Source organism: Pseudomonas sp. PDM25 (assembly GCF_019219045.1).
Taxonomy (GTDB): Bacteria; Pseudomonadota; Gammaproteobacteria; order Pseudomonadales; family Pseudomonadaceae; genus Aquipseudomonas.
In genome coordinates this window covers 55,080-67,217 of record NZ_JAHUWL010000003.1, presented here as the reverse complement: position 1 = coordinate 67,217, position 12,138 = coordinate 55,080, and the positions used below count along the sequence as shown (strand labels likewise).

The window sequence follows — 12,138 nt, the reverse complement described above, 5'->3', positions numbered from 1 at the left end:
CAGAATATCGTCTTGTTCACGAGCCATTAGTTCAGCCCCTCCAGCCAGCCATCGAGACTTCTGAAGGCATCATTAAAGGTGCGATCCAGTTGCAGTGGGGTGATTGAAACATAGCCTTGCATCACCGCATGAAAATCGGTGCCCGGGCCGCCGTCTTCGGCATCCCCCGCCGCCGCAATCCAGTAACCGGATTTACCGCGCGGATCGACCACTTTCATCGGCGCCGCAGCACGTGCGCGATGTCCGAGGCGGGTCAGTTGAATACCGCGGATGTGGTCCAGCGGCAAATTGGGAATGTTCACGTTCAGTACCGTACGCGGTGGCAGTTCAAGGTCCGCGTGAGCCTCTACCAGTTTGCGCGCAAAGTACGCGGCTGTGGGAAGGTTCTCCACTTGCCGTGAGACCAACGAAAAGGCAAACGAAGGCCGTGCCAGGAAACGTCCCTCAAGGGCCGCCGCCACGGTGCCGGAATACAACACGTCATCACCCAGGTTGGCGCCCAGGTTGATGCCTGAAACCACCATGTCCGCCTCGCGTTCCAGCAAGCCATTGAGGCCCAGGTGCACGCAATCGGTCGGTGTGCCATTGAGGCTGATAAAGCCGTTGGCCAGGGTTTGCGGGTGTAACGGACGGTCGAGCGTCAGCGAGCTGCTGGCGCCGCTTTTGTCTTGGTCCGGGGCGATAACCACGCACTCGGTGTAATCCGCCAGCGCAGCATAAAGCGCGGCGAGACCGGGTGCGGTTACCCCATCGTCGTTAGAAATCAGAATACGCATGGGCTGTCCGTCTGCCCCACCGGCACCAGATCAACAAGCTCGCGCACCAATACGGTGGCGAAGCATCCGGCCGGGAGGACGAATTCCAGTTGCAGAATGTCAGGCTCGGGATAATGCCACGTCAACCCACTAATGGGCAGCCGCAGGATGCGACGTTCGTGGCTCATACCGGCGTTAATCAACCAATCGCGCAAGTCCGCTTCGCGAGTGGCGATTGCCTGCTCCAGTTCATGGACAGCGCCAGTGGTCGGCGAGTCACCTTCGCCCCACTGCGGACCGGTCGGGTGCAGATCGAGAATCGCCAGACGCGGGTCGCTGCACTCGGCCTCACCTGCCGGAAAGAAGCTGCGACTGTCGGTGAAGGCCAGCAGATCGCCAACCTGGGCACGCTGCCAGCTGCCATCGGCGACACGTGCCGCCAACACCTGATTAAACAGAAAACTGCGCGCCGTAGAGAGCAGACGCGAACGCACGTTGCGCTGCTCCGGCAACGCTTTACGCGCCGCCCAGGCACGGGCATCGACCACGTTACCGCCGTCAAACCCAAAACGCTGGGCGCCGAAATAATTGGGAATACCTTGCTTGGCGATCAGTAGTAGACGCTCGTCGATCGCCGCTTTGTCGCCAGCGAATTGCGTCAGTCGCAACGTGAAGCCATTGGCCGAGTGAGCACCGCGTTGCAGCTTGCGTTTGTGCCGGCCGGTCTTGAGGATCTTCAGCGTATCGTTTTCCGCCGCCGACAGATCAGGATCAGCCTTGCCCGGCAGCTGCACGCTGAACCACTGGCGAGTCAGCGCCTGACGATCCTTGAGGCCCGCGTAACTGACGGTGCGCAATGGCACGCCCGCCGCCTTGGCGATCCGTCGTGCCGCTTCTTCGGTATTCAGACCGCGTTTTTCCACCCAGATCCACAAGTGCTCGCCGTCGCCACTGAGGGGAATGTTGAGGACTTCATCGACCTGAAAATCTTCCGCCGTGGCTTTCAGTACTGCGGTGCCGAGGGCTTCGCCATAGGCCCGCGGGCCGAGCAATTGCAGTTCGTTCATGCGCGCAGCAACAAGGCAACGGAGTGCACGGCTATGCCCTCTTCGCGACCGACAAAGCCGAGCTTTTCGGTGGTGGTAGCTTTCACGTTCACTTGATCCAACTCAACTTGAAGATCCGCGGCAATCAGCGCGCGCATCGATTCGATATGCGGGGCCATTTTCGGCGCTTGGGCGACGATGGTGTTATCGACGTTGCCGACTTTCCAACCCTTGGCGTGGATCAGTGCAACGACGTGACGCAACAGCACTCGGCTGTCGGCGCCCTTGTATGTCGGGTCGGTGTCCGGAAAATGTTTGCCGATATCACCCAACGCAGCGGCGCCGAGCAAGGCATCGCTCAAGGCGTGCAGCAGGACGTCACCGTCGGAATGAGCGAGCAGCCCGAAGCCATGTGCAATGCGCACGCCGCCCAGAGTAATGAAATCGCCTTCAGCGAAACGGTGCACATCATAGCCGTGGCCAATACGCATAAAAAAACGCCCCGATTTTTGTCAGGGCGTGATTCTACCTGCATTACACGCCTAGGGCGCGCGCGTGATGCTGTAAGTGATCGTCTATGAAGCTGGCGATGAAGAAATAGCTGTGGTCGTAGCCGGGTTGCAGGCGCAACGTCAGCGGATGACCGGCCAGTTTGGCGGCCTGTTGCAAGGCTTCAGGCTTGAGCTGGGTGGCCAGGAAATCGTCGCGATCACCTTGGTCAACCAGCAGCGGCAGCTTTTCGTTCGCCTCGGCAATCAGGACGCAGGCATCCCACTCGCGCCATTTCGATCGGTCTTCCCCCAAGTAGCGGGAAAAGGCTTTCTGCCCCCAAGGGCAGTCCATCGGATTGTTGATCGGCGAGAACGCCGAGACCGACTGATAGCGTCCCGGATTACGCAACGCGCAGACCAGCGCGCCGTGGCCGCCCATGGAATGACCGCTGATGCCGCGCTTGTCCGAGGCCGGGAAATGGGCTTCGACCAATGCGGGCAATTCCTGCACGACATAGTCATGCATCCGATAATGCCGCGACCAGGGTTCCTGCGTGGCATTCAGATAAAACCCGGCGCCGAGACCGAAGTCCCAGGCGCCATCCGGATCACCCGGCACATCAGGACCGCGAGGGCTGGTGTCCGGGGCAACGATGATCAGCCCCAGCTCGGCGGCCATGCGCATGGCGCCGGCCTTTTGCATGAAGTTTTCGTCGGTGCAGGTCAGGCCGGACAACCAGTACAGCACCGGCAACTTGCCGCCCTGCTCCGCTTGCGGCGGCAGGTACACGGCAAACACCATGTCGCAGCCGAGCACATCGGAGCGGTGCCGATAGCGTTTGTGCCAGCCGCCGAAGCTTTTCTGGCAGGAGATATTTTCCAGGCTCATGACCGACCTCAGAAATGGATGACGGAACGGATGCTCTTGCCTTCATGCATCAGGTCGAACGCCTTGTTGATATCTTCCAGGCCCATGGTGTGGGTGATGAACGTATCCAGCGGGATTTCGCCGGTTTCAGCCATCTCGACATAGCTTGGCAACTCGGTACGGCCACGCACGCCGCCGAACGCCGAACCGCGCCAGACGCGACCGGTTACCAGCTGGAATGGACGCGTGGAGATTTCCTGGCCAGCACCGGCGACGCCGATGATTACCGACTCGCCCCACCCCTTGTGGCAGCACTCGAGTGCGGCACGCATCAATTGCACATTACCGATGCATTCAAAGGAAAAGTCGACGCCGCCATCGGTCATGTCGACGATGACTTCCTGGATCGGACGATCGAAATCTTTCGGGTTCACACAATCGGTTGCACCCAACTGCTTGGCGATCTCGAACTTGGCCGGGTTGATGTCGATGGCGATGATCCGCGCAGCCTTGGCTTTGACGGCGCCTATCACTGCCGACAGACCGATGCCGCCGAGGCCGAAAATGGCGACGGTATCACCTGGTTTTACCTTGGCGGTATTAAGAACGGCACCGATGCCGGTGGTGACACCGCAGCCCAGCAGGCAGACTTTTTCCAGCGGCGCTTCTTTTTGAATTTTGGCGACGGAGATTTCCGGCAGCACGGTGTACTCGGAGAAGGTCGACGTCCCCATGTAGTGGAAAATGGGTTGGCCTTTGTAGGAAAAACGCGAAGTGCCATCCGGCATCAGGCCTTTACCCTGAGTCGCGCGAATCGCCTGGCACAGGTTGGTTTTACCCGACAGACAGAATTTGCACTGGCGACATTCCGGGGTGTACAGCGGGATCACATGATCGCCGACTGCGACGGAGGTCACGCCCTCACCGATAGCCTCGACCACCGCGCCACCTTCGTGACCGAGGATCGACGGGAAGATACCTTCCGGGTCCGCACCCGACAGCGTGTAGGCGTCGGTATGACAGACACCGGAGGCAACCACACGCAGCAGGACTTCGCCGGCCTTGGGCATGGCGACATCGACTTCAACGATCTCGAGGGGTTTCTTGGCCTCGAAGGCAACGGCAGCGCGCGACTTGATCATGTGGATTCTCCAGTGAATTAAAACGAGACAGTGAGTGTAATACACCGCCTGACGGTGAATAATCCGGACAAAAGCAAAACATTATTGCCATACAGGGATAATCCTTGATGTCCGAAAACCGCTGGGAAGGTATCGACGAGTTCGTCGCCGTGGCCGAGTGCAGTCAGTTCACGGCTGCCGCGGAACGCCTCGGGGTTTCTTCCTCCCACATCAGTCGACAAATAGTACGCCTCGAAGAGCGCCTTCAGACGCGACTGCTTTATCGCAGCACCCGCCGGGTCACTCTGACCGAAGCCGGGCAAACCTTTCTGCAACATTGCCAGCGCCTGCAGGATGGACGCGAAGAAGCACTGCGAGCGGTGGGTGACCTGACCAGTGAACCCAAAGGCATGCTGCGCATGACCTGCGCCGTGGCGTACGGCGAACGATTCATCGTGCCGCTGGTAACCCGTTTCATGGGGCTCTATCCGCAACTGCGCATCGACATCGAACTGAGCAATCGTCAACTCGACCTCGTGCACGAAGGGCTGGACCTGGCGATCCGTCTCGGTCGCCTGCAGGACTCGCGGCTGGTAGCGACACGCCTGGCGCCACGACGCATGTACCTGTGCGCATCGCCGTCTTACCTGGAACGGTATGGTCGCCCGCATAGCTTGTCGGAACTGAGCCGCCACAACTGCCTCATCGGTAGCTCGGACATCTGGCAACTGGAACAGAACGGGCGGGAATTTTCCCAGCGAGTACAGGGAAACTGGCGCTGCAACAGTGGGCAAGCGGTGCTGGATGCGGCGTTACAGGGAGTGGGCTTGTGTCAGCTGCCGGACTACTACGTGCTGGAGCATCTGAAAAACGGCGAATTGATTTCGCTACTGGAAGCTCACCAACCGCCGAACACCGCCGTGTGGGCGCTTTATCCACAGCAACGGCATCTGTCGCCGAAGGTGCGCAAGCTGGTGGATTATTTGAAGGAAGGATTGGCTGAGCGGCCGGAGTATCGGAGTTAAGTCATGGGTTGCCTGCACGGACGCCATCGCGAGCAGGCTCGCTCCCACAGGGGGCGCTGGCGAACACCGAAAAGCCGGGCAACGCAAAACACTGTGGGAGCGAGCCTGCTCGCGATGGCGGCAGAACAGTCAACGAATCATTCAGCGGCGATTAGCCCAACGCTGGCGCAACCATTCCAGGTCTTCGGGGCGCGTAACCTTGAGGTTGTCGGACCGGCCTTCGATCAGGCGCGGCGCCAGACCCGCCCACTCCATCGCCGAAGCTTCGTCAGTGATGACCGCATCGGCCACCAGGCTGTCGGCCAACGCCCGATGCAACGCCCCTAGGCGAAACATCTGCGGCGTATAGGCTTGCCAGATCACACTGCGATCCACGGTTTCGACCACGCGACCGTGCTTGTCGACCCGCTTGAGGGTATCGCGTGCCGGAACCGCCAGCAGTCCGCCAACCGGATCATCTGCGAGTTCACCCAGCAACTTGTCCAGATCATCACGGCTCAGATTCGGCCGCGCGGCATCGTGAACCAACACCCAATCCTCATCGTCGGCGCCTTGCGCATGCAAATGCAGCAACGCATTGAGTACCGACCCGGAACGCTCGGAGCCACCTTCAACCCGCTGAATTCGCGGATCGCAAGCACACGCCAGATTCGGCCAATAAGGATCATCAACAGCGAGACTGACCACCAACCCTTTCAGGGAAGGATGATCAAGGAAACAGCCGAGGCTGTGTTCGAGAATAGTGCGCCCGCCCAGTTGCAAGTATTGCTTGGGACGGTCCGCGGCCATACGGGCACCGACGCCCGCGGCAGGAATTACAGCCCAGAAGGCTGGTAACGAGGGGTTCATTGAGCCAACTGGTAAAGGGTTTCACCGTCCTTGACCATGCCCAACTCATGACGAGCCCGCTCTTCAACGGTCTCCATGCCCTTTTTCAATTCACTGACTTCAGCGTCCATCACTCGATTACGCTCAAGCAGCCCCTCGTTCTCAGCGTGTTGATCTGCGATCTGCTGAGTCAGTTCGGCCACTTGCGCCAGACTGCCATTACCCACCCACAGGCGGTACTGCAGGCCAGCCAGCAGCAGGAGCAAGACGAGGAACAACCAATTGGGACTGCGCATCGAATATCAGGTATCCAGTGAAAAAAGACAGCCATGCCAAAACTTTGAAGCTTCTGATAGCACGAAGCCTGGAAGACCCAGGCTTGTGCTTATAAGGCATCAGATTAGTGGCAAATCCATCGCTGTAGCGATTTTTCCGACACAATCCGGTGTCTTTTTACCAATTAACGATTAACCGCGGAATTCGCTGCGACCGTTGTACTTGGCTTTGCCATTCAACTGCTCTTCGATACGCAGCAGTTGGTTGTACTTGGAAACACGGTCCGAACGGCACAGGGAGCCGGTTTTGATCTGGCCAGCCGCGGTGCCCACAGCCAGGTCGGCAATGGTCGAATCTTCGGTTTCGCCGGAGCGGTGCGAGATCACGGCGGTGTAACCAGCGGCCTTGGCCATCTGGATGGCTTCCAGGGTTTCGGTCAGGGTGCCGATCTGGTTGAACTTGATCAGGATCGAGTTGGCGATCTTTTTATCGATGCCTTCTTTCAGGATCTTGGTGTTGGTCACGAACAGGTCGTCGCCCACCAGCTGAGTTTTCTCGCCGATCTTGTCGGTGAGGATTTTCCAGCCAGCCCAGTCGGACTCGTCCAGACCGTCTTCGATCGAGATGATCGGGTAACGCTCGGTCAAGCCTTTCAGGTAGTCAGCGAAACCTTCAGCGGTGAACACCTGGCCTTCGCCGGACAGGTTGTATTTACCGTCTTCGTAGAATTCGCTGGCAGCGCAGTCCAGCGCCAGGGTCACGTCGGTGCCCAGCTTGTAACCGGCGTTGGCCACGGCTTCGGAGATCACTTTCAAAGCGTCTTCGTTGGAGGCCAGGTTCGGTGCGAAACCACCTTCGTCGCCCACTGCAGTGCTCAGGCCACGGGCCTTCAGAACAGCTTTCAGGTGATGGAAAATCTCGGTGCCCATGCGCAGACCTTCCGAGAAAGACTTGGCGCCTACTGGCTGAACCATGAACTCCTGGATGTCGACGTTGTTATCGGCGTGCTCGCCACCGTTGATGATGTTCATCATCGGAACCGGCATCGAGTAAACACCCGGGGTGCCGTTCAGGTTGGCGATGTGCGCGTACAGCGGCAGGTCCTGGTCCTGCGCGGCGGCCTTGGCGGCGGCCAGGGAAACGGCGAGGATCGCGTTGGCGCCCAGGGAACCTTTGTTTTCAGTACCGTCGAGCTTGATCATCGCGTGATCCAGCGCTTTCTGGTCGCTTGGATCTGTACCCAGCAACAGGTCGCGGATCGGACCGTTGATGTTGGCGACGGCTTTGAGTACGCCCTTGCCCAGGTAACGGCTCTTGTCGCCATCACGCAGCTCGAGCGCTTCACGCGAGCCAGTGGAAGCACCGGACGGCGCGCAAGCACTGCCGATGATGCCGTTATCGAGAAGCACGTCCGCTTCCACGGTGGGGTTGCCACGGGAGTCGAGAACTTCACGACCTTTGATGTCGACGATTTTTGCCATTGTTGTAAACACTCCAAAGTTGACGAAAACGACGCAGCTGAAGGAAATCTTGTATCGCTGGCAAGTAATGTGCAGCGGGCAGACTTGCGGACGATAAGGCTCAGACCCGAGGGCCTGAGCATTAATTCGTGCGGTACTTTACCGGAGAAATGAGGATTACGCGGTTTCTACCGTCGGAAAACTCTTCACCAGTTCGTCCAAAGCTTTGAGCTGGGCCAGGAATGGCTCCAGTTTGTCCAGACGCAGGGCGCAAGGGCCGTCGCATTTGGCGTTGTCCGGGTCCGGATGCGCTTCGAGGAACAGACCGGCCAGCGACTGGCTCATGCCAGCCTTGGCCAGATCGAGGACCTGAGCACGGCGACCGCCGGCGGAATCGGAGCGACCACCGGGCATTTGCAGCGCGTGAGTCACGTCGAAGAACACCGGGTATTCGAACTGCTTCATGATGCCGAAGCCGAGCATGTCGACGACCAGGTTGTTGTAGCCGAAGCTCGAACCGCGTTCGCAGAGGATCAACTGATCGTTACCCGCTTCCACGCATTTGCTCAGGATGTGTTTCATTTCCTGAGGCGCGAGAAACTGGGCTTTCTTGATGTTGATCACCGCACCGGTCTTGGCCATCGCAACCACCAGGTCGGTCTGGCGCGACAAGAAGGCCGGCAGCTGGATGATATCGCAGACTTCAGCGACGACCGCGGCCTGATCAGGCTCGTGGACGTCGGTGATGATCGGCACGCCGAACGCTTGCTTGATGTCCTGAAAAATCCGCATGCCCTCTTCCAGACCGGGGCCACGGTAAGAGGTCACGGAGGAACGGTTGGCCTTGTCGAAGCTGGCCTTGAACACGTAAGGGATACCGAGTTTCTGGGTGACCTTTACGTATTCTTCGCAGACCTGCATCGCCATGTCGCGGCTTTCCAGCACGTTCATACCACCGAAAAGCACCATTGGCTTGTCGTTGGCAATCTCGATATCGCCTACGCGGATGATCTTCTGGGCCATCGGATTTACGCCTTCTTCTGGTGTTGAACCAAAGCTGCTTTAACGAAACCGCTGAACAACGGGTGACCGTCGCGTGGTGTCGAGGTGAACTCAGGGTGGAACTGGCAAGCGACGAACCATGGATGATCCGGGGCTTCAACCACTTCTACCAAGGCGCCATCACCGGAACGACCAGTGACTTTCAGACCGGCTTCCATGATTTGCGGCAGCAGGTTGTTGTTCACTTCGTAGCGGTGACGGTGACGCTCGACGATCACGTCCTTGGCGTAGCAATCGTGCACCAGGGAACCCGACTCCAGCAGGCAATCCTGAGCGCCAAGGCGCATGGTGCCGCCCAGATCGGACGATTCGGTACGGGTTTCGACGGCGCCGGTGGCATCTTCCCACTCGGTGATCAGACCCACGACCGGATGACCACTGGCACGATCGAACTCGGTGGAGTTGGCGTCTTTCCAGCCCAGCACGTTACGAGCGAACTCGATCACGGCCACTTGCATGCCCAGGCAGATGCCCAGGTACGGAACCTTGTTTTCGCGAGCGAATTGAACGGCAGTGATCTTGCCTTCCACGCCTCGCAGACCGAAGCCACCAGGTACCAGAATCGCGTCGACACCTTCGAGCAGCGCAGTGCCCTGGTTTTCGATGTCTTCGGAGTCGATGTAGCGCAGGTTGACCTTGGTGCGGTTGCTGATGCCGGCGTGACTCATCGCTTCGATCAGCGACTTGTAGGCGTCCAGCAGTTCCATGTACTTGCCGACCATCGCGATGGTGACTTCATGCTCAGGGTTGAGCTTGGCGTCGACCACGGCTTCCCACTCGGACAGATCGGCGCCGCCACATTGCAGGCCGAAACGCTCGACAACGAAATCATCCAGGCCCTGGGAGTGCAGAATGCCCGGGATCTTGTAGATGGTGTCGGCGTCTTCCAGCGCAATCACCGCACGTTCTTCAACGTTGGTGAACTGAGCGATCTTGCGACGCGAGGAGATATCGATCGGGTGATCGGAACGGCAGACCAGCACGTCAGGCTGCAGGCCGATGGAACGCAGTTCCTTGACCGAGTGCTGGGTTGGCTTGGTTTTGGTTTCGCCGGCAGTGGCGATGTACGGCACCAGTGTCAGGTGCATCAGCATCGCGCGCTTGGCGCCGACTTCGAAACGCAATTGACGGATCGCTTCGAGGAACGGCTGGGACTCGATGTCACCCACGGTGCCACCGATCTCGACCATGGCCACGTCGGCATCGCCGGCGCCCTTGATGATCCGGCGCTTGATTTCGTCGGTGATGTGCGGGATCACCTGAATGGTGGCGCCCAGGTAATCACCACGGCGCTCTTTGCGCAGGACGTGTTCGTAGACACGGCCGGTGGTGAAGTTGTTGTTCTGGGTCATGGTCGTGCGGATGAACCGCTCGTAGTGGCCCAGGTCCAGGTCGGTCTCGGCGCCGTCGTGGGTGACGAACACTTCACCGTGCTGGAACGGGCTCATGGTGCCCGGGTCAACGTTGATGTACGGGTCCAGCTTCAGCATGGTGACCTTAAGTCCCCGCGCCTCCAGGATGGCCGCCAATGAAGCCGATGCGATGCCTTTCCCCAATGAAGAAACAACACCGCCCGTGACGAATATGTAGCGCGTCATGAAAAACCCTAGAAGTCTGCGTTAAAGCGGTCCGAGCCGCCGGGGAAAGCGAAGGAAGGCCGAAGCCCCCGATCACCTGCATTAATCACAGTGCACCTTTCAAAAAAACCGCCGCGTTGGGACAGACCGGAAGATGAAACACCGGTACGTTGCTCGCTACACATTTTTTGGAATCGCCCAGCAAAGACTGCTTGGTAATCGGCAACTCCTGCAATTCAGGCGAATCCACAGAAGTTGTATCAAGAAGGGAGCGTAGTCTACCGGAAAGCCCCTTTCAGCTCAAACCTAGATCTTCGTGCGGTGGCTGCCAATGCAAATTCCAATGCTCCTTTGCACTGCCATCCAAGCCCCGCAGGTTGGCCACCGCCAGCAATTGCTCGTCTCGGTAGAGCAGCGGCAATCTGCCACGGACGAAACCCGGCACGCCGCTTTCATTGAGCAATCGCTTCAGATCGCGATGGCCGCGACCGGGCAGACTCATCACCTCACCTCCCTCACGATAGCGGATATGCAGCAAGCCATCGGGGATTTGGCCGGTAAGTGTGAGCACGCCGTTATCCGGCAACGCCAGCGATAGCGAGGGTTCAGGCCAATTTCCGACGGCGGGCGACGGGCGCAACCAACTGCCGGACAACCACCAGATACGCCCACCAGCCCGATGCAATTCGCCATCCGCCAGCCGCCAGATCGGGCAGGCATCGCCGGTGGCATCACGTAAATCCTCCCAACCCGACCAATGGTCACTGTCCGGCAGTCGCGTCAGCGGTTCGAGCCAGTGACTTAAGGCATTACGCTGACGAGCAGCGGACAGCGTTGCCAATGCCCCCAACTCAAGGGACGGCAATCCCAGCCAATCAAAATCATTGGCCGTGCTGGCACCGGCCAGGTCGATTTGCGCAAGCTCATCGAGCAATCCCTGCGCTTCGCTGAGGTGCGCAGCGCTGCGGGCCATGGTCGTTACCGCTTGCGGCCAGCGCTTGGTCAATCCCGGGAAAACCTGATGGCGCAGGTAATTTCGCGAGAATTGCCGATCCTGGTTCGATGGGTCTTCGATCCAGCTCAGCCGATGCTCCGCCGCATAGGCTTCAAGTTCAGCCCGCGTGACATCGAGCAATGGCCGAAGCAGCAGCCCTTTACCGAGTAGGCGCTGGCGTGGCATCCCCGACAATCCCCTCACCCCTGCCCCACGCAACAGCCGAAACAACAACGTTTCCGCCTGATCGTCGCGGTGCTGGGCGGTCATCAACACCTCATTGGCCTGAGTCGCCTCGATGAACGCGGCATATCGCGCATCCCGGGCGGCACGCTCAAGGCTGGCGCCGGATTGAACCTGCACACGAACAACCTGCAGCGGCACACCCAGCGCATCACAGACCGACTGACAATGATCCGGCCACGCATCAGCCACAGCCTGAAGGCCGTGATGAACATGGATGGCGCTTAGCGCCGGCAAGGATTCGGTTTTCGCGAGGTGTATGAGAAGGTGCAGCAGAACGGTGGAGTCGAGACCACCGGAGAAGGCGATGCGCCAGGCCGTAGCGTTGCGCCACGGTTTCAGATTCAGCAAAAGCCTGGCAGGCAAATCAATCATTGGCCGACTCATAGCGT

12 protein-coding genes are annotated in these 12,138 nt (G+C 59.2%); 1 reads left to right on the top strand and 11 read right to left on the bottom strand.

The window, feature by feature from the left end:
* Window positions 1-26 precede the first annotated feature (26 nt).
* From surE to KW848_RS05785, 5 genes are read right to left on the bottom strand one after another with little or no spacing between them, the layout of a single operon-like run.
* Entirely contained in the window at window positions 27-776 is a 750-nt protein-coding gene (surE, locus tag KW848_RS05805) for a 5'/3'-nucleotidase SurE (protein WP_008154019.1), read from the bottom strand.
* Window positions 764-1,822, bottom strand: coding sequence for a tRNA pseudouridine(13) synthase TruD (gene truD, locus KW848_RS05800; protein WP_111450997.1), 1,059 nt, complete (start codon window positions 1,820-1,822; stop codon window positions 764-766). Before truD ends, surE begins: the two co-directional genes overlap by 13 nt.
* Window positions 1,819-2,292 (bottom strand): 2-C-methyl-D-erythritol 2,4-cyclodiphosphate synthase, encoded by a 474-nt coding sequence (gene ispF, locus KW848_RS05795; protein WP_008154023.1) that lies wholly within the window; start codon window positions 2,290-2,292, stop codon window positions 1,819-1,821. Before ispF ends, truD begins: the two co-directional genes overlap by 4 nt.
* Window positions 2,293-2,335: 43 nt before the next feature.
* A complete protein-coding gene (gene fghA / locus KW848_RS05790) occupies window positions 2,336-3,181 on the bottom strand; it encodes an S-formylglutathione hydrolase (protein WP_008154025.1) in 846 nt (281 codons plus the stop codon).
* Between the two features lie 8 nt (window positions 3,182-3,189).
* Entirely contained in the window at window positions 3,190-4,302 is a 1,113-nt protein-coding gene (locus KW848_RS05785; RefSeq protein ID WP_008154027.1) for an S-(hydroxymethyl)glutathione dehydrogenase/class III alcohol dehydrogenase, read from the bottom strand.
* Window positions 4,303-4,409: 107 nt separating this feature from the next.
* On the opposite strand from KW848_RS05785, the gene KW848_RS05780 reads away from it, so the two are divergent.
* Window positions 4,410-5,306 carry a LysR substrate-binding domain-containing protein gene (locus KW848_RS05780; RefSeq protein ID WP_111450999.1) on the top strand — a complete coding sequence of 299 codons (897 nt, stop codon included), beginning with the start codon at window positions 4,410-4,412 and terminating at the stop codon, window positions 5,304-5,306.
* Between the two features lie 141 nt (window positions 5,307-5,447).
* On the opposite strand, the gene ispD is transcribed toward KW848_RS05780, so the two are convergent.
* The 6 genes from ispD to tilS all read right to left on the bottom strand — a co-directional run bounded on the left by ispD (window position 5,448) and on the right by tilS (window position 12,133).
* Window positions 5,448-6,155 (bottom strand): 2-C-methyl-D-erythritol 4-phosphate cytidylyltransferase, encoded by a 708-nt coding sequence (gene ispD, locus KW848_RS05775; protein WP_111451000.1) that lies wholly within the window; start codon window positions 6,153-6,155, stop codon window positions 5,448-5,450.
* Window positions 6,152-6,430 (bottom strand): cell division protein FtsB, encoded by a 279-nt coding sequence (gene ftsB, locus KW848_RS05770; RefSeq protein WP_008028992.1) that lies wholly within the window; start codon window positions 6,428-6,430, stop codon window positions 6,152-6,154. Before ftsB ends, ispD begins: the two co-directional genes overlap by 4 nt.
* 171 nt (window positions 6,431-6,601) lie before the next feature.
* A complete protein-coding gene (gene eno / locus KW848_RS05765; RefSeq protein WP_010462792.1) occupies window positions 6,602-7,891 on the bottom strand; it encodes a phosphopyruvate hydratase in 1,290 nt (429 codons plus the stop codon).
* Window positions 7,892-8,047: 156 nt separating this feature from the next.
* Window positions 8,048-8,893, bottom strand: coding sequence for a 3-deoxy-8-phosphooctulonate synthase (gene kdsA / locus KW848_RS05760; RefSeq protein ID WP_111451002.1), 846 nt, complete (start codon window positions 8,891-8,893; stop codon window positions 8,048-8,050).
* 5 nt (window positions 8,894-8,898) lie between these two features.
* Window positions 8,899-10,530, bottom strand: a complete 1,632-nt coding sequence (locus tag KW848_RS05755) for a CTP synthase (protein ID WP_111451003.1) — start codon at window positions 10,528-10,530, stop codon at window positions 8,899-8,901.
* 274 nt (window positions 10,531-10,804) lie between these two features.
* Window positions 10,805-12,133, bottom strand: coding sequence for a tRNA lysidine(34) synthetase TilS (tilS, locus tag KW848_RS05750; RefSeq protein WP_218536293.1), 1,329 nt, complete (start codon window positions 12,131-12,133; stop codon window positions 10,805-10,807).
* Window positions 12,134-12,138 lie beyond the last annotated feature (5 nt).

Excerpts from the sequence above, each read along its gene's own strand:
- ispF (WP_008154023.1), bottom strand. The coding sequence starts at position 2,292 with ATGCGTATTGGCCACGGCTATGATGTGCACCGTTTCGCTGAAGGCGAT.
- kdsA (WP_111451002.1), bottom strand. The coding sequence starts at position 8,893 with ATGGCCCAGAAGATCATCCGCGTAGGCGATATCGAGATTGCCAACGAC.
- truD (WP_111450997.1), bottom strand. The coding sequence starts at position 1,822 with ATGAACGAACTGCAATTGCTCGGCCCGCGGGCCTATGGCGAAGCCCTC.
- tilS (WP_218536293.1), bottom strand. The coding sequence starts at position 12,133 with ATGAGTCGGCCAATGATTGATTTGCCTGCCAGGCTTTTGCTGAATCTG.
- ispD (WP_111451000.1), bottom strand. The coding sequence starts at position 6,155 with ATGAACCCCTCGTTACCAGCCTTCTGGGCTGTAATTCCTGCCGCGGGC.
- KW848_RS05780 (WP_111450999.1), top strand. The coding sequence starts at position 4,410 with ATGTCCGAAAACCGCTGGGAAGGTATCGACGAGTTCGTCGCCGTGGCC.
- KW848_RS05785 (WP_008154027.1), bottom strand. The coding sequence starts at position 4,302 with ATGATCAAGTCGCGCGCTGCCGTTGCCTTCGAGGCCAAGAAACCCCTC.
- KW848_RS05755 (WP_111451003.1), bottom strand. The coding sequence starts at position 10,530 with ATGACGCGCTACATATTCGTCACGGGCGGTGTTGTTTCTTCATTGGGG.
- surE (WP_008154019.1), bottom strand. The coding sequence starts at position 776 with ATGCGTATTCTGATTTCTAACGACGATGGGGTAACCGCACCCGGTCTC.
- fghA (WP_008154025.1), bottom strand. The coding sequence starts at position 3,181 with ATGAGCCTGGAAAATATCTCCTGCCAGAAAAGCTTCGGCGGCTGGCAC.
- ftsB (WP_008028992.1), bottom strand. The coding sequence starts at position 6,430 with ATGCGCAGTCCCAATTGGTTGTTCCTCGTCTTGCTCCTGCTGCTGGCT.
- eno (WP_010462792.1), bottom strand. The coding sequence starts at position 7,891 with ATGGCAAAAATCGTCGACATCAAAGGTCGTGAAGTTCTCGACTCCCGT.